The organism is Acidovorax sp. NN32 (assembly GCF_057597245.1).
In genome coordinates, this window is record NZ_CP199679.1 from 3980632 (window position 1) to 3997089 (window position 16458).

General features: G+C 66.5%; 13 protein-coding genes. 8 read left to right on the forward strand and 5 right to left on the reverse strand.

Going from position 1 to position 16458, the window contains the following annotated elements:
• Window positions 1-55: 55 nt before the first annotated feature.
• From ACT89O_RS18335 to ACT89O_RS18355, 5 genes are all read left to right on the forward strand, one after another.
• The gene (locus ACT89O_RS18335) at window positions 56-1198 is read left to right on the forward strand and encodes a hypothetical protein (protein ID WP_487260799.1); all 1143 of its coding nucleotides are present in this window, start codon (window positions 56-58) and stop codon (window positions 1196-1198) included.
• Window positions 1198-2490 (forward strand): HupE/UreJ family protein, encoded by a 1293-nt coding sequence (locus ACT89O_RS18340; RefSeq protein WP_487260800.1) that lies wholly within the window; start codon window positions 1198-1200, stop codon window positions 2488-2490. Before ACT89O_RS18335 ends, ACT89O_RS18340 begins: the two co-directional genes overlap by 1 nt.
• A gap of 124 nt (window positions 2491-2614) precedes the next feature.
• Window positions 2615-3547 (forward strand): DUF3034 family protein, encoded by a 933-nt coding sequence (locus tag ACT89O_RS18345; RefSeq protein WP_487256265.1) that lies wholly within the window; start codon window positions 2615-2617, stop codon window positions 3545-3547.
• A gap of 12 nt (window positions 3548-3559) precedes the next feature.
• Window positions 3560-4018: a group I truncated hemoglobin gene (locus ACT89O_RS18350; protein WP_487260801.1), complete on the forward strand. Its 459-nt coding sequence runs from the start codon at window positions 3560-3562 to the stop codon at window positions 4016-4018.
• Between the two features lie 10 nt (window positions 4019-4028).
• Window positions 4029-4775 carry a cupredoxin domain-containing protein gene (locus tag ACT89O_RS18355; protein WP_487260802.1) on the forward strand — a complete coding sequence of 249 codons (747 nt, stop codon included), beginning with the start codon at window positions 4029-4031 and terminating at the stop codon, window positions 4773-4775.
• Between the two features lie 138 nt (window positions 4776-4913).
• Here the strand turns inward: ACT89O_RS18355 and ACT89O_RS18360 are convergent, their stop codons facing one another.
• A complete protein-coding gene (locus tag ACT89O_RS18360; RefSeq protein ID WP_487260803.1) occupies window positions 4914-6380 on the reverse strand; it encodes a rhomboid family intramembrane serine protease in 1467 nt (488 codons plus the stop codon).
• A 226-nt stretch (window positions 6381-6606) separates the two neighbouring features.
• On the opposite strand from ACT89O_RS18360, the gene ACT89O_RS18365 reads away from it, so the two are divergent.
• Window positions 6607-8733, forward strand: coding sequence for a catalase (locus ACT89O_RS18365; protein ID WP_487260804.1), 2127 nt, complete (start codon window positions 6607-6609; stop codon window positions 8731-8733).
• Window positions 8734-8774: 41 nt separating this feature from the next.
• Window positions 8775-9383: a hypothetical protein gene (locus tag ACT89O_RS18370; RefSeq protein ID WP_055400597.1), complete on the forward strand. Its 609-nt coding sequence runs from the start codon at window positions 8775-8777 to the stop codon at window positions 9381-9383.
• 135 nt (window positions 9384-9518) lie between these two features.
• On the opposite strand, the gene arsA is transcribed toward ACT89O_RS18370, so the two are convergent.
• A complete protein-coding gene (gene arsA, locus ACT89O_RS18375) occupies window positions 9519-11336 on the reverse strand; it encodes an arsenical pump-driving ATPase (protein WP_487260805.1) in 1818 nt (605 codons plus the stop codon).
• A gap of 119 nt (window positions 11337-11455) precedes the next feature.
• Window positions 11456-12475, reverse strand: coding sequence for an AraC family transcriptional regulator (locus ACT89O_RS18380; protein WP_487260806.1), 1020 nt, complete (start codon window positions 12473-12475; stop codon window positions 11456-11458).
• Window positions 12476-12725: 250 nt separating this feature from the next.
• Between ACT89O_RS18380 and ACT89O_RS18385 the strand changes: the two genes are divergently transcribed.
• Window positions 12726-14399: an IPTL-CTERM sorting domain-containing protein gene (locus tag ACT89O_RS18385; protein WP_487260807.1), complete on the forward strand. Its 1674-nt coding sequence runs from the start codon at window positions 12726-12728 to the stop codon at window positions 14397-14399.
• A 26-nt stretch (window positions 14400-14425) separates the two neighbouring features.
• On the opposite strand, the gene ACT89O_RS18390 is transcribed toward ACT89O_RS18385, so the two are convergent.
• Window positions 14426-15262 (reverse strand): ZIP family metal transporter, encoded by an 837-nt coding sequence (locus tag ACT89O_RS18390; protein WP_121420823.1) that lies wholly within the window; start codon window positions 15260-15262, stop codon window positions 14426-14428.
• 286 nt (window positions 15263-15548) lie between these two features.
• Complete coding sequence (locus ACT89O_RS18395; protein ID WP_487260808.1) at window positions 15549-16445, reverse strand: dienelactone hydrolase family protein; 897 nt, start codon at window positions 16443-16445, stop codon at window positions 15549-15551.
• Window positions 16446-16458 lie beyond the last annotated feature (13 nt).

The following is a 16458-nucleotide window of genomic DNA, read 5'->3' on the forward strand; positions in this document are numbered from 1 at the left end:
GGGGTATCCGTGGGTGAGTCTGCCTCCTCCCATACCCGTTTGTTATCACGAGCCCATGAAGAAACCTTCTCACCTTTTGTGTGCGGCCATGTGCCTTGTGTTCTGGGCTGGCACGGCCCTGGCTGCCTTGCCGCAGGACTTGCCCCCCGGCCTGGATGCCGATGTTGTCGAGCGCCTGCCCGAGCGTGTGAGTGCAGCTCCCGCCACCCCCCAGGCCGCCGCCGCCACCGCCCAGCGCTGGATCAGCTTGTCACGCGAGACGGCGGACCCGCGCTACCTGGGCCGGGCTCAAGCGGCCCTGGCACGCTGGTGGGGCCAGGCCGATGCCCCCGCCGATCTGCTGGTGTTGCAGGCCACCGTGGAACAAGGGCGCCATGAATTTGCAGCAGCGCGCGCCACGCTGGAGCGTGCCTTGCAAGCCAACCCCGCGCAGGTGCAGGGCTGGCTCACGCTGGCCACGCTGGAGCGTGTGGCCGCGCGCTATGAGGCCGCCGAGGCCGCCTGTCGCAACGTGGCGCGCTACGGCGCCACGCTGTATGCCACCGCCTGCCTGCTTGAAACCCGTTCACTTCAAGGTCAGCACGATGCTGCGCGCAGCGGTCTCACCGCCCTGTGGCAGCAGGCTGCGGGGGATGCCACCCAGCGGGCCTGGATTGGGTCACTGCTGGCCGAGAGCGAAGAGCGCGCAGGGCGCGATGATGCCGCCGACGCTGCCTACCGCCGCAGCCTGGCCGATGCCCCCGACGGCTACACCGCGCTGGCCTATGCCGACCAGCTGTTGCGCCGCAACCGTGCGAGCGCCGCGCTGGAGGTACTCAGGCCCCAGCCCGACAGCGATGCCGTACTGCTGCGGCGCGCGCAGGCCCTGCGGCTGATGGGGGACGCCGCGTGGCAGCCCCTGGCGCGCGACCTGGAAGCGCGGTTTGCCGCCATCGCGGCGCGCGGCGAGGGGCTGGATGCCCATGCCCGGGAGCGTGCCCTGTTGGCGTTGTGGTTGCACGGGCAACCCGCCGCCGCGTGGAAGGCGGCCCGCACCAACCTTGCCCTGCAAAAAGAGCCACTCGACTGGTGGCTTGCACTGCAGACCTCTGAACAATCGGGCGACGCTGCCGCCCACCAAGCGGTGCGGCAGGCCCTCCTGCAAACCGGGCTGCAGGACGTGCGCCTGGCGCGCTGGCAACCCCGGGGAGGCCAATGATGCGCTGCGAACACTGGACAACGGCCCCCCTGCGAGCCATGGTTGCGGTCGTGTTGCTTGCCGCGGCGCTGGTGCCCAGCGCACGGGCCCACAAGGCCAGCGACGCCTATCTGCGGGTGGCGGATGCCCCGGCACCCCAGGGCGCTGCAGGGGCAGGCGCATCGGTAGGCCTGGTGCTGTCGGTGGCGTTGAAGGATGTGGACGCCGCGCTGGAGCAGCTCGATGCCAATGGCGACCGCCAACTCACCTGGGGGGAGGTGCGGCAGTCCGCGCCCGCCATGGCCCAGTGGGTGGGCCAGGGCATGTTGTGGCAGTGCGATGGAACGGCGACGGCCCCCGCCTGGCGCTTTGAAGCACTGGAGCAGCGCACCGATGGCCGTTACGCGCGACTGGCTGCCACGCTCCCCTGTGCGCCCGCCCAGGCAGTCACACTGCGCTACGGGCTGATGCAGGGCATCGACCCCACGCACCGTCTGCTGGTGGGCGGTGTGCTCGGCGGCCAGCCGCTGGCGGCCGTGCTGGCCCCCGATGGGCGCGCCAGCACCGACCTGCGATCCGCAGGCAGCGGTGTCGCACCCCAAGGGGAGCCAGGTGCGCAAGGGGCTGGAGGTGCAGACGCCCAGGAGCCCGCATCCCCACGCAGTGGTGTGGCAACACTGCTGCAATTTGTGGCCGAAGGGGTGCACCACATTCTGCAAGGCTATGACCACCTGGCCTTTTTGCTGGCGCTGTTGCTGCCCATTTCGCTGGTGCTGCAGCCTCTGCCTCGCAGCCCGCAACCGATGACAAAGCAGCTGCCTGCGTCCCGGACGACTGACGCTCTGGATCGCCGTACCGGGATGAAGACGCTTTTGCTCACCGTCACGCTCTTTACCCTGGGCCACTCGGTCACGCTGGCACTGGCGGGCCTGGGCTGGGTGACGGTGTCGGGCAATTGGGTGGAACCTGCCATTGCGATCAGCATTGGTATCTCGGCGCTGCTGAATCTGTTCCCCGTCCGGGGCCTGCGCGGCCACTGGCTGGCGCTGGGCTTTGGCCTGATCCACGGCCTCGGCTTCTCGGGGGTGCTGGTGGAGGCAGGGATTTCAGGCAGCTCGCTGGTGTGGGCGTTGGCGGGGTTCAACCTGGGGGTCGAGGCGGGGCAACTCCTGGTGGTGGCCCTGTGGTGTGCTGCATCCTTGGTGCTGGCGCGTTGGGCGCCTTACCGCACGGTGGTGGTGCGGGGGGGCTCGGCGGCGCTGCTGGTGTTGTCGCTGTACTGGACGGTGCAGCGGATCGCTTTTTCGGGCTGAGCCACCGCGCCAGCGGCGGCGTGGTTCAAAGACCCTCGGCAGCGCTCTGGAATATGCATCCGCTGGTGGCGCCCTGACGTAACTCCATCGGTGTAGCATTTATTTACAACCCAGGAGCGACCCCATGAAGAATCCACGCTGGCTTGCGGTGTCCGCCACGCTTGCCTTGGCCGCCACCGTGGCCCATGCCGACACCGGCAAACTGCTGCTCACAGGGGGCGTCAGCACCATCGCCGGGTCGGCCGGTGGCGGGCTCACCCCCTGGGCGGTGATCGGCAGCAACGCCACCGAAGGCGAGGTGGGCTTTTCCGGCTACGCCACGCGCGCCGCCACGCAGGACTACGGCCTCAATGGCTACGGTGTTGCGGTGGGTTTGCATGACCGGGTGGAGCTGTCGCTGGCGCGGCAGGACTTTGACGCATCACCCGCCATCGCGCTCAATGGCATTGCGCCGTTTGGCGTGACCCCCGGGCAGCACATCCAGATGGATATCGTGGGCATCAAGGTCAAGGTGGCAGGCGATGCTGTGCTGAACGCCGACAGCTGGATGCCGCAGATCGCCGTGGGGCTGGAGCACAAGCGCGTGCGCCCTGGCTCCATCGGGTCGGTGCTCGACTTTCTGGGCACCCAAACCAGCGGCACCGACGTGTATGTGAGCGCCACCAAGCTGCTGCTGGCGCAGAGCCTGCTGGTCAACGGCACGCTGCGCTCCACCAACGCCAACCAGAACGGCCTGCTGGGCTTTGGCGCTGCCGCACCCGGCAAGAACCGCCGCAGCCTGCAGCCCGAGTTCTCGGTGGCGTACCTCATCAATAAGAACCTGGCGGTGGGCGCCGAAGTCCGCTTCAAACCCAACAACCTGCAGGCGCTGGGCGCCGCCGCCGGCCTGGGCGCCGCGTTGCGCGAGGACGACTGGAAAGACATCTTCATCGCCTGGGCGCCCAGCAAGAACCTGTCACTGACGCTGGCCTATGTAGACCTGGGCCGCATCGTGCCGGGCATCACCAACCACCGCCGCCAGACGGGCTACTACCTGTCGGCCCAGGTCGCTTTCTGAAGAGACTTTTCCATGACCCACCCCAAAACCCTCATTGCCCTTGCACTCGCCCTGGGCGGCCTGCTGGCCCAGCCAGCGTTGGCCCAGACCAGCGCCGCCAAAGCCACGGCCCCGGCAGGCCTCTACCAGGCCCTGGGTGAAAAGCCCGGCATCACGCGCCTGATGGACGATTTTGTGAACCGTCTGGTGGTGGACCCACGCATCGGCGGCCACTTCAAGGACACCAAACCTGCCGCGCTCAAGGAAAGCCTGACCGACCAGATCTGCCAGCTCAGCGGTGGCCCTTGCAAATATGAAGGCGCTGACATGAAATCAGCCCATGCCGACATGGACATCACCAAGGGCCACTTCAACGCCCTGGTGGAGGTGCTGCAAAGCGCCATGGATGCCCAGGGCATACCGTTCGCACAGCAAAACCGCCTGCTGGCCTTGCTGGCGCCCATGCACCGCGATGTGATCACCATCCGCTGAGAATGTACCTATGAAAAATACTATGATTTTTGTAGCTGCTAGCGCTTTGTGGACAAGCGCTAGCGCCGGAAATGTTCAAATCCAGGTGCTGGACCGCGACGGCAAGCCCGTGCCCGAAGCCGTGGTGGTGGTGTATCCCGGTGGCACGGGCGGCACATCGCCCAGCCTGCTGCAGGCCAACCCCACCATCGAGCAGGAAAAGATGCGCTTTGTGCCCGCCGTCACGGTAGTCGAGCCCGGTGCCACGGTGCGCTTTACCAACCAGGACCGCTGGGACCACCACGTGCGCGGTGCGGCGGCGGGCCTGGCGGCTGCGGCGGGCACAGCCAACAGCGGTTTTGAACTGCGCCTGGCGGGCAAGGCCGACGGCAAGCCTGCAAACTCCTTCGAGGTCAAGCTCGATACGCCGGGGGTGGTGCTGTTGTCATGCCACCTGCACGGCTCCATGCGCGGCCATGTGTTTGTGACGGATTCGGGCTGGACGCTGAAGACCGATGCCGATGGCATTGCCCGCTTTGCGGGCGTGCCGGATGGTGCCGCGCAGGTGCGGGTGTGGCATGCCGAGCAGTTGATTGATTTGCCGCGCAAGGCACTGAACGTGGTGCCGGGGCCGGTGCTGGACACCGTGCAGTTGAGCGTGGTGCCGCGCGTGCGGCGGGCGCCACCGGCTGCGCCTCCCACTGCGCCTGGAGGGCCGATGGGGGGATACAGCCAGGGGCCTGCCGGGCATCTGCAGCAGGTGGCGCATCGGCATTGATGGGCCGGTGGACCAGGCTCCGACCAGCTCAGCCCAACCGATAAAAATTAGCAATGCGATTTCGAAAATTGCTATCAATTTAATAGCTGCTTGCGCCTACTCAATAAGCGCTAGCACCAAATTTACCCACAACAATCCTCACCCCAGGCCCCGCAACGCCGCACTCCCAGGCGCCAGCCGTTGCAACTGTGGCCCCAAAGCAGCCGCCTGCTCGCGCCGCCCCGCATGGCACAAGGCCGACACCAGCATGCCCAGCGTCTCGCCCAGCTCGGGGTGCGTGGGGGCAGTCGTGTGCAAGGCGTTGAACAGCTTTTCGGCATCACCCCATTGCTGCGCACGCGCAAAGCGGCGTGAGAGGCGGGCCATGTCGTCCGGCTGCAAACGGGCACCGGGCTTGGCCTTTTCAAAATACGTGCGGTAACTGGCGTGCTGAAACTGCAGCGTCTGCTCGTCGTGGGCGTGCAGGCGAAAGATGCGGCGCGCGGCGCGGTGGAAGTCTTCGCCGTCGGGCCACAGCGATGCCGTTTTGAACCAGGCGCTGAGCACCGCCTGGTCTTGCGGGCGCAGCTTGGCTGCAGCGCGCCACTGGGCCAGGGCCTGTTCGAACTTCATGCCCTGCGCCAGGCGCTGGGCGTTGGCCACATGGGCGTCAAAGCCGTCGTCGAGCGCGGCGTCCTGCGTCACCGGCACTTCCATCGGTTTCTTGCGCAGCAGCATGGCCAGCGCCATCAGCGATGCGCCGGTCACCAGCCCGCCCAGGTGGGCCATGTAGGCCACACCCTTTCCGCTCAGCCAGTGCTGCAGCAACTCGTTGGCAATCCACGCGGGCAACAGCAGCAACGCCGGTGCGGTCACGTAGTTGAAGTAGAAAAACAGCTGGTAGAAAAACCGCACGCGCCGCAGCCGGTACAGCACCGCGTACATGCCCATCAGGGCCGACACGGCGCCCGAAGCGCCCAGGCCGTAGCTGCCCATGCCCGCATAGGCCCAGCCCGCCAGCAGCGAGCCGCCCAGGCCACCCAGCAGGTAAAACGCCAGGTACCAGCCCCGGCCCAGTGCCAGCTCCACCGAAAAGCCGAACAGAAACAAAAACACCATGTTGCCGATGAGGTGCCCGGTGCTGCCGTGCAAGAAGGTGGCCGTGAGCCAGGTGACGGGGCGCAACTCCGCGTCTTTTTCAAAGTTCTGCGCCCACTTGCGGGTGAAGGGGGCTGGCATCCGGGCTTCGTACTGAGTGCGCGCGGCATTCCAGTCGGTGTACTGCGGGTCTTCGGGTGGCACAAAGCGCGGGCTTTTCAGCCGCTGCTGAAAGCCGTCTTCCTGCTCCATCCAGCGCAACAGCATGCGATGGTCGCCCGCCTTCTGCAGGGCGCGGGCCTCTTTGAGGTGCTTGTCGCCGGTCTCTTCCAGCCAGGCCACAAAACGCGGGACTTCGATGGCGGGCAAGGGGCTGGCCACGTAGAAGGCGGCCGCCCGGTCCTGCGCCTTTTCTTCGGAGCGCTGCGGGCCCCAGAACACGAGCATGTTCACCAGGATCAGCAGCACCGTCATCCAGGGCGGGTTGCGCCAGGTGGGCCGGTTTTCGAGGGGGATGGCGTAGAACATGGATCAGTCTGGCAAGGGCAAAGGAGAGGGTCGCGCCACAAGGCAATGGGCCCTGCAGGATGGGCGCAAGCGTAGCAAACACCGAGAGGCTTTAGCGCACAGGCAACGGGCCATTGCCTGACGACGACGACGCCCGGATGGGGCGGCGTCCTACTCCTCGAAAAGCACGGCAGTCCAACGATGTTGGTTGGTCTTGTTTCATTACCCAGAACCCCCAGGAGCGCCCATGGCCCAAACCCCCACTTCGCGCGGCGCGGCAAAAAAATCGCCGTCTGCCCTGCCCTCTTCCACCCAGTCAGACACCTTTCGCGGCAACGCAGGCGAATTGCAGCAGCAAGCCGGTGGCAAGCACCCGGTGCTGACCACGCAGCAGGGCATCCCGGTGGCAGACAACCAGAATTCCCTGCGCCCGTCGCCACGCGGCCCCACGCTGCTCGAAGACTTCGTCCTGCGCGAGAAGATCACGCACTTTGACCACGAGCGCATCCCAGAGCGAATCGTGCATGCGCGCGGCTCGGCAGCCCACGGTTTCTTTGAACTCACGCATTCGCTCAAGCAATACACCACCGCCAAGGTGCTGACGGAAGTGGGCGTGCAGACGCCCGTGTTCACGCGCTTTTCGACCGTGGCAGGCGGCGCGGGATCGGTGGACACACCGCGTGACGTGCGCGGCTTTGCCGTCAAGTTCTACACGCCCGAAGGCAACTGGGACCTGGTAGGCAACAACATCCCCGTGTTCTTCATCCAGGATGCGATGAAGTTCCCGGACCTGGTGCACGCGGTGAAGATGGAACCCGACCGCGCGTTCCCCCAGGCGGCCAGTGCGCACGACACCTTCTGGGACTTTGTCTCTCTGATGCCCGAAACCATGCACATGATCATGTGGGCCATGAGCGACCGCACCATCCCGCGCAGCCTGCGCATGATGGAGGGGTTTGGCGTGCACAGCTTCCGGCTCGTCAATGCTGCGGGCGACAGCACGTTCGTGAAGTTCCACTGGCGCCCCAAGCTGGGCATCCAGTCCACGGTGTGGGACGAAGCCGTCAAGCTGCAATCGGCCGACAACGACTTCCACCGGCGCGACCTGTTCGAAGCCATCGAGGCGGGCGACTTCCCGGAATGGGAGCTGTCGGTGCAGCTCTTCACCGAAGAAGACGCCGAGCGCTTCCCCTTCGACCACCTGGACCCCACCAAGCTCATCCCCGAAGAACTGGTGCCCCTGCAGCCTGTTGGCCGCATGGTGCTCAACCGCTGGCCCGACAACTTCTTTGCAGAAACCGAGCAGGTGGCGTTTTGCCCCGCCAACGTGCCGCCTGGCATCGACTTCAGCAACGACCCGCTGCTCCAGGGCCGCCTTTTCTCGTACGTGGACACGCAGCTGTCCCGCCTGGGCGGGCCCAACTTCACGCAGATCCCCATCAATGCGCCCAAGTGCCCGTTCCACAACATGCAGCGCGACGGTCACATGCAGATGCAGGTGCCCAAGGGCCGCGTTGCCTACGAACCCAGCAGCCTGCAGGGTGACACGCCACGCGCCTCACTGGCACAGGGCTTCCGCCACTTCGCTCAGGCCGACGACGGCGACGGCCGAGGAAAAGGCCGCATCCGCCCCGAGAGTTTTGCCGACCACTACAGCCAGGCGCGCATGTTCTTTCGCAGCCAGAGCCCGCTGGAGCAGGCCCACATGGCGTCGGCCTTGGTATTCGAGCTGTCCAAGGTAGCCACCGTGCATGTGCGTGAAGCCGTGGTGGGCCACCTGCAGCATGTAGACCACGACCTCGCCCAGCGTGTGGCCGACGGCCTGGGCATGCAGGCGCTTCCCCCCGCCCCGACTGCCGCCGAGCCAGTGCAGGACCTGCCCCCGTCACCCGCGCTGCGCATCATCGACCGCATGAAGCCTACGCTGCAGGGGCGCTGCATCGGCATCCTGGTGGCCGATGGCTCCAACGGCAACACGATCGCCAACCTGCGCAAGGCGCTGGAGAAGGTGGGCGCCACCGTCAAGATCGTGTCGCCCAAGGTGGGCGGAGCCGTGCTGAAAGACGGCACGCTGTTGCCCGCCGACGGACAGCTGCAAGGCACGCCATCGGTTGTGTTTGACGCTGTGGCCTCCATCCTGTCGCCCGACATGGGCGCATTGCTGGCCAAAGAGGCCGCCGCCGTGGACTGGTTCCGCGACGCGTTCGGCCACCTCAAGGCGATTGCCGCCTGCAAGGGCACCCAGGCCATCTTGCAAGCCGGTGGCATCGAGCCCGACGCGGGCGTGGTGGACCCCGCCGACGCGCAGGGCTTCATCGCCGCTGCACAGACCCGCCAGTGGGAGCGCGAACCCAAGGTCCGCACCCTCGCATGACGCATCCATCCCGTTCCCAACCCCCCACCCAAGGAGAAACCATGCCCAAAGCCCACTATGACAGCCACCAGCTTGATGATCTTGTGCTCCAGATGATGGAAACCGAACTCGGGGGCGAGCAGGTGTACCGCACCGCGCTCACCTGTGCCGTGAACCCCGATCTCAAGAAGGAATGGGAAAGCTATCTGGAAGAAACCTTGACCCACCAGGATGTGGTGCGCAGCCTGTGCGACACCCTGGGGCTGGACCCCGATGCGCAGTCGCCCAGCCGGGCGGTGGTCAAACACATCGGCGAATCCCTGGTCAAGGCCATGCTGCTGGCCAAACAGGGCGGCAACCCCGCCGCCGCCCAGTTGGTGGCCTGTGAATGTGTGGTGCACGCCGAGACGAAAGACCACGCCAATTGGGAGCTGCTGGGCAAGGTGGCCGAGGTGGCCACGGGCGACGTGGGCCAGACGTTGAAATCGGCCCACAAGGCGGTGGAGAAAGACGAGGACCACCACCTGTACCACACCAAGGGCTGGTGCCGCGAGCTGGCCCTGGAGGCGCTGGGCCTGCCTGCCGTGCTGCCCCCTCCCGAAGAGGTCAAGAACGTGGAAACCGCCATTGGCGCATCGCGCGCCGAGCAACAGCGCGAAACCATGCTCTGACCGCAGCAATGCCGCAAGGCGGTGGCACACCGCCCGGCATTCGCTATTAAAAATATAGCTGCTTGCGCTTTACTGATAAGCGCTGGCAGCTATTTTTCTTTGGCACTTGCCCCCCATTCCCTATTCCTGTTTGCCTCAACGGATCGTGGCTGGGGGCGCCGACGCCAGTTGGCCCAGTGCAGCCACCCCCACCGGCGGCGTAGCCAGCCAGGGCAGCACATAAGTGCGCTGCGCCAGGCCGTTGGCAATGCGCGCGGCCTGCTGTTGCTCGCCGACCAGGCGGGCCTGCAGCAGCGGGTCGCTGGTGCCCGTGGCCGCCACGCTTTTGTTGATGACCCAGGCCCATGGCTCGATGTGGGCGCGGCGCAGGTCGTCCTGCAGCGCTGCCGCCTGGCTCACGGGGGTGACTTCGGGCAGCGTGACGATGACCACATGGGTCATGTCAGCGTCCTGCAGCCGCATGAGCGGCGTGATGATGTGTTTGGAGTTTGCGCTGCCTTCGTACTGCTGCGTCATCTGCCGGTGGTAGGCGCCGGTGGCATCCATCAGCAGCAGGCTGTGGCCGGTGGGCGCCGTGTCCAGCACCACAAAGGCGCTGCGCGCTTCGTTGACCACGCGGCTGAAGGCATGGAACACGGCCACCTCTTCCGTGCAGGGCGACTGCAGGTCTTCCAGCAGCAGCGCGCGGCCCGCGTAGTCCAGGGCCTTGCCGCGCGTGGCCATGATCTTGTCGATGTAGGCCTGGGTTTCGGCCTGCGGGTCGATGCGCCCCACTTTCAGCCCCGGCAGGCTGCCATCAAGCTGGCTTTGCACATGGGCTGCCGGGTCGGTGGTGGTGAGGTGGACGCTGTGCCCGCGCTGCACCAAGCCCACGGCCAGCGCGGCGGCGATGGTGGTCTTGCCCACGCCGCCCTTGCCCATCACCATGATGAGACCGTGGCCCTTGGCGGCCAGCGCGTCAGCCAGGGACGAGAGGGGTTCGGCTTGCAACGACGCGCCGACAACGGCAGAGGGCGCGCTCAATGGCACCGCGCCACCCGCCAGCAATGCCCTCAGCGCAGGCAAACCCACGGTGTCGAAGGCGCGCAGCGGCACCTCGTCGCGGGGCAGGTGCGCCAGCGCATCGGGCATCTGGTCCATGGCCTGACGGCCCAGGGCCTCGATGGCATCGGCCACGGCGTCATGCCCCGGCTGGCTGGCATGGAACACGCCGTTGATGGCCAGGCGCTGGTTGGCCAGGCCCAGGGCGCGCAGCTCCAGCGCGGTGCGCGCAGCCTCTTGCATGGGGCGGGGGTCGGGGCGGGTGACCAGCACCACGGTGGTCAGGGCCGGGTCGCTCAGCGCGGCCAGGGCGGCGTTGAAGCGCGCCTCCTGCATCTTGAGCCCCGAGTGCGGGCCCAGGCACGACGCCCCCCGGTCGTTGCCCGCCAGGAATCCGGTCCAGGCCTTGGGCAGGCTCAGCAGGCGCAGCGTGTGGCCGGTGGGCGCGGTGTCGAACACTACATGGTCGAACACGTGGCCGATGGCGCTGCCCTCGCTGGCCAGCAGCGCTGCAAATTCGTCGAACGCCGCGATCTCGGTGGTGCAGGCGCCCGAGAGTTGTTCGCGCACTGTCGCGCGTTCGTCGCTGGTGGCCGTGGCCTCCAGCTGCGCCAGCACACGCTGGCGGTAGGCCTCGGCGGCCGTGTCGGGGTCGATGTTGAGCATGTGCAGCCCCGGCACCCCGGGCACGGCCACCGGCTGGTTGGACAGCGGCACGCCCAGCATTTCATCGAGGTTGGAGGCTGCATCGGTGCTGACCAGCAGCACCTGCCGACCAGCATCCGCCAGGGCAATGGCCGCAGCCGTGGACAGCGAGGTCTTGCCCACGCCGCCCTTGCCCGTAAAAAACAGAAAACGCGTGGGCTGGGCGAGCAAGCCCAGGGTGACGGTGGCGGCGTGGGGGGAGGTCATTCCACCAGAATGGCACAACAGGCGGGCTCAGGCTTGAGGCAGGTCAAGCTTTCTTGGGGCTTCGCCAAGTGCGTACGCCCCCAACACGGCACATCCGGCGCACTGCGCCACACGGTCTTTCATTTTTTGGCGCCCATCCCACCCTCCCACCGCGCCTGCCCCGGCGTCATCCCATAGTGCTGCCGGAACGCCCGGCTCAGCGCCGACGCTTCTGAAAAACCGCACGCATGCGCAATGGCCGTGATGCTCAGGCCCGCGTTGCGCGGCGCTTGCAACAAGGCCCGGGCGGCCTCCAAACGCGCATGGCGCACGGCGTCCTGGTAGCTGGTGCCCTGGGCAGCCAGCAGGCGCTGCAGGTGCCGGGCTGAGATGCCCTGGCGGGCGGCCAGCCATTCCAGGCTGAGCCGGCTGGTGCCCAGGTGGGCGGCAATGTCAGCCCGCACGGCCTGCAGGCGGGCCGCCGCCAGGCTGTGCTGCTCGGCCCAGGCGGCAAAGTCGGGTGACTGGCCCACCGCCACCGCCAGCATTTCCTGCAGCTGTCGGGCTGCCAATTGTTGGCTGGCAGCGCCCTGCAGGGGGTCGGACTCCAGCAACCGGCCAAAGCGCTGCAGCAGCTGCAGCATCGGCGTGCCTTGGCGCAGAGCCAGCACCGGCGCACTGGACAGGCGCGGCAGCATGCGCGCCATGTCGCGATGCGGCACGCGCAGCGCCCAGGACTCCCCCGCTTCCTCCAGCATGATCTGCAGGGGCCGCGCCTGCGACAGCAGCACGGCGTCGCCAGACTGAATGCGCAGCGCGCTGTGCCCCGGCTGCTCGATGGTCATGGGGGCTGAGGACATGACGAGCATCAGGTCGTCCTGCCCGTCCTTGCACAGCGCTGCCGTGCGGGTAGTGCGCACGGGGCTGGCCTGCGAGCTGCCCCAGCTGGCGCCCGACACCATGCGCAGCGCGGCACGGTAGTGCAGGGGTTGGTCGGGGTGCAGAGGTGCCAGGTCCACCCGCATCATTTCGGCCAGGTACTCGCGCATGCTGTGCAGTTGGCTGTCCCCTGGCAACGCGCTCAGGCTCAGCGCCGCAGTGGGCGCGGCATCCGCCGCAGGCGCGGCTTGGGTGGTGGGGGCCGGTACGGGTGCCTTCACGCGCTGCTCCTTTTTCCCTCGTTGTTGTGCTCAGAAAAGAGTGTTGCAGATTGCGGACCAAGTCGCGTGGGGTCAATGGCAGGTCGTGCAGCGTCAAGACAACAGCCGGGGCTTTCCCAAGAATCACCGACGGATGGCACCCTGCGCGCCGCGTTCGCGGCAGAGCCGCCATTCGCTATCAAAAATGGAGCTGCTAGCGCAATACCTATAAGCGCTAGAGCCCAAAAACACCAAAACCTCAAACAGCACCATGCCGCACAACCCGTCTTTCCCCACAGCACCGCTGCGCCCCCTTGCCATGGCCCTGGCCGGGCTGCTGTTGTCCAGCGCCTCCTGGGCAGCCACTTTTGTGGTCAATGATCTTGGCGATGCCCCACTGGGCGGCGCCATGTGCACCGGCGTGCCCAACCCCTGCACCCTGCGCGCCGCCATCCAGGCCGCCAATGCCAACGCGGATGCCGATACCATCCAGTTCGATTTCAGCGGTGGGCAGGTCACGATTTCGCCGACCTCAGCACTGCCTCCCATCGTCAATCCGGTGACCATCGACGGCTATGCCCTGGGCGCAGGCAACCCCAACACGCTGGCGGTGGGCACCGATGCGTCCATCAGCATCCGTATTGATGGCCAGAATGCGGGGCCCAACGTCCCTGGGCTGGTGTTTCTGAGCGGAGCCTCCAACTCCATGCTGCGCGGCGTGGCCATCACGCGTTTTGGAGCACACGGCGTCATGCTGTCCGGTCAGAACATTGCCAATAGCCTCATCGAAGTATCCGTGACGGGCAATTTCATCGGCACGGATGGCACGGGCGTGGGCGATGACGCCACCGGGTTACTGGCCAACGCAGGCAGCGGCATCTTCATCAATGACCTGGCCCGCAATGCCATGGTGGGCGGCGACCTGCCCGCAGAGCGCAACCTCATCGTTGCCCATGGCACCCAAGCTGGGGTTGCCCTTTTCAACGCCCCTCAGAACCAGATCCGCAACAACTACATCGGCACCAACCGTGCGGGCGACAGCCGACGCGCCACCGCTGTGGGCGTCAGCCTCCACTCCAGCAACAACGCCCTGGTCAATAACAACACCGTCGGTGCCAGCCACCGGGGTGTCTTCATCACAGGCGATTCGGGCGCCAACAACTACAGCTTTCTGCAACGCAACCGCATTGGCGTGGGCACCAACGGCACACCCATCACCGCACCCGGCAGTCAGCACGGTATCTACATCATCAACTCCGGTACGGCCAGTCCCCAGCGCGTCGAGGTGGGTGGCTCCGACCCCGGGGAGGGCAACCTCATTGCGCACTGGGGGGGCGACGGCATCCGTGTGGAACGCAACGCTGCCGCTGCACCTGCCATGCGGTACCACCAGTGGTCAGGCAACAACATCCACAGCAACGGCGGTCTGGGCATTGAGTTGATCGACACTGCCACGGGTGTGGGCGCCGGCCCAATGGCCGCCGCCCCCACCACGGTGAATGCCAGCCCAAGGTACCCGCTGATCCTTGGCGCCACGGGCGACGCGGCAGGCACCCTGGTGAACTTTGAATTCGCGGGCGCGAGCAACGCGTCCTACCGCATGGAGGTTTTCGCCAACGCCACCTGCGACGCGAGCAACTTCGGAGAAGGCCAGACCTACCTGGGTGCGGTGGAAGTAACCACCGATGCTGGCGGCGCCCACACCGGCACGGCCGCCATGCCCGCCGTATCGGCAGGCAGCCGACTGACGATGACTGCCACACGCGACTACCAAGATGGCAATGGCACGAAGGAAAGCTCAGAGTTCTCGCCATGCGTCCCTTTGGCGGCAGGCCCTGGCGGTGGTTCCGTCACCGCCGTACCCACCCTGGGTCATCTGGGCCTGATCCTGCTGAGCACGCTGCTGGGCGCCATGGGCCTGCGCGCGCGGCGGCATTCGCGCTGACGAGCGCGGGCACCGTGGCCATGGCCTCAATGGCTGTGCGCGGCCCCGCTCACCAGCGTCACGATCACCATGCCCGCAATCAGCCAGGCGATCTGCGCAATGGTTTCGCGCGCCGTGAGGCGCTTTTGCAGCTGGGGAATCAGGTCGGCCAGCGCCACATACACAAAACTGCTCGACGCCACGGCCAGGAAGTAGGGCAAGAAGTCTTGCAGCTGCCCCACCAGGAAGTAGCCCACCACGCCGCCCAGCGCCGTCACGGCGCCCGCCAGCGACACCTTGACCAGCGCCATGCGGCGGTTGGGGCTGGTCTGGCGCAGCACCACCAGGTCGCCCATGTGGTGCGGCACCTCGTGCGCCAACACTGACACGGCGGCAATCACGCCCAGGCGGATGTCGGCCATGAAGGCCGAGGCGATCAGGATGCCGTCGCCAAAACAATGCACGCTGTCGCCCGTGAGCACCGCCCATCCGCCAGAGCGCGGCCCGTGGTGATGGTGGTGCGCATGGCCGTGGTCATGGGCGTGATCGTGGTCTGCATGGACGTGGCCGTGGGTGGAGGGCTGTGCGTGGCTGTGCTCATGCCCGTGGTGCCACAGCTCGGCCTTGTCCAGCAAGAAGAAAAACACCACGCCCACCAGCAAGGTGGCAAACAGGTCGTGAGCGCCCGCCTGGCTCTCGAACGCCTCGGGCAGCAGGTGCATGAAGGCCGTGGCCAGCAGGGCGCCCGCCGCCAGGCTCAGCAGGTGCTGGGGGCCCACGCTGTCGGTGCGCCCGCCCAGGCCCAGCCGCATCAGCAGTGCGGCCAGCCACACGCTGCCAATGCCCGCAGCCAGCGTGGCCAAGATGATTGCTACTAAAGTCATAGCTTCTTACGCTTTATAGATAAGCCACAGAGCTTATTTTCGTTCAAATCCCACGCCCCGGACGCGAGATTAAAAAAGCCGCCCCGGTGAGGGGGCGGCTGCGGGCGGATTGCAGGGTACCGGCTCAGAGGCTGAGAGTTTTTTGACCGAGCCCGAAAGGTGCGTCAAAACGCAGCTGATCGAGGCGCAAAGCGCAGCCATAGCTCGGGCTATGGCGAGCATTTGCAACGACGAGCAGCGGTGCTTTGGCGCGCAAGGCGGGCATAGGCAAAAGACTCTCAGCCTCTCAGACTACGCCGTGCGTCTTGAACCAGGCCAGCGCCCGCTTCCAGCCGTCTTCGGCGGCTTCCTTGCGGTAGCTCGCGCGGTAGTCGGCATGGAAGGCGTGGGGCGCGTCGGGGTACACCACAAATTCCGATGCCTTGGCCTGCGGCGAGCCACTGGCCAGGGCAGCTTTCATCTTATCAATCGTGTCAAGGGGTATCCCGGTATCTTTTTCGCCATACAGCCCCAGCACCGGGGCCTTGAGGATGGGGGCGATTTCCACAGGGTGCTTGGGCGTGAGCTCGCTGGCCTGGCCCACCAGCCTGCCGTACCAGGCCACGCCCGCTTTCACGGGGCCATGGGCTGCGTACAGCCAGGTGATGCGGCCGCCCCAGCAAAAGCCGGTGATGCCCATGCGCGCGGCATCGCCGCCGTTGGCAGCGGCCCATTGCACCGCACCATCGAGGTCGGCCATCACCTGGGCGTCAGGAACCTTGGAGACCACTTCGGCCATGAGCTTGGCAATGTCGGTGTACTGCGACGGGTCGCCCTGGCGCGCATACAGCTGGGGCGCAATGGCCAGGTAGCCTGCCTTGGCAAAGCGGCGGCAAGTGTCGGCGATGTACTCGTGCACGCCAAAGATTTCCTGGATCACCAGCACCACGGGCAGGCCCGTCTTGCCGGCAGGTGCCGCGCGGTAGGCGGGCACCTTGAAGCCGTTGACGGTAAAACTCACCTCCCCGGCCGTCAGGCCGTCGCTGGGCGTGGCGATGGCCGTCTGCGCCATGATGGGTGCGGCTGCCGCCGCATAGCCCAGGCCAAGGGCGGTCTGTAGCGCCGTGCGTCGGGTGGCGCCCGCCTCGGTGGTGCGGCCAGGCAACAGCGCGCGTGCGTCGGAGTGGAGGTCTTCAGTGAGCATCGGTTTCTCCAGG

Bases quoted from the DNA above. Each gene is read 5' to 3' on its own strand.
- ACT89O_RS18335 (WP_487260799.1), top strand. From the start codon at position 56: ATGAAGAAACCTTCTCACCTTTTGTGTGCGGCCATGTGCCTTGTGTTC.
- ACT89O_RS18340 (WP_487260800.1), top strand. From the start codon at position 1,198: ATGCGCTGCGAACACTGGACAACGGCCCCCCTGCGAGCCATGGTTGCG.
- ACT89O_RS18345 (WP_487256265.1), top strand. From the start codon at position 2,615: ATGAAGAATCCACGCTGGCTTGCGGTGTCCGCCACGCTTGCCTTGGCC.
- ACT89O_RS18350 (WP_487260801.1), top strand. From the start codon at position 3,560: ATGACCCACCCCAAAACCCTCATTGCCCTTGCACTCGCCCTGGGCGGC.
- ACT89O_RS18355 (WP_487260802.1), top strand. From the start codon at position 4,029: ATGAAAAATACTATGATTTTTGTAGCTGCTAGCGCTTTGTGGACAAGC.
- ACT89O_RS18360 (WP_487260803.1), bottom strand. From the start codon at position 6,380: ATGTTCTACGCCATCCCCCTCGAAAACCGGCCCACCTGGCGCAACCCG.
- ACT89O_RS18365 (WP_487260804.1), top strand. From the start codon at position 6,607: ATGGCCCAAACCCCCACTTCGCGCGGCGCGGCAAAAAAATCGCCGTCT.
- ACT89O_RS18370 (WP_055400597.1), top strand. From the start codon at position 8,775: ATGCCCAAAGCCCACTATGACAGCCACCAGCTTGATGATCTTGTGCTC.
- arsA (WP_487260805.1), bottom strand. From the start codon at position 11,336: ATGACCTCCCCCCACGCCGCCACCGTCACCCTGGGCTTGCTCGCCCAG.
- ACT89O_RS18385 (WP_487260807.1), top strand. From the start codon at position 12,726: ATGCCGCACAACCCGTCTTTCCCCACAGCACCGCTGCGCCCCCTTGCC.
- ACT89O_RS18390 (WP_121420823.1), bottom strand. From the start codon at position 15,262: ATGACTTTAGTAGCAATCATCTTGGCCACGCTGGCTGCGGGCATTGGC.
- ACT89O_RS18395 (WP_487260808.1), bottom strand. From the start codon at position 16,445: ATGCTCACTGAAGACCTCCACTCCGACGCACGCGCGCTGTTGCCTGGC.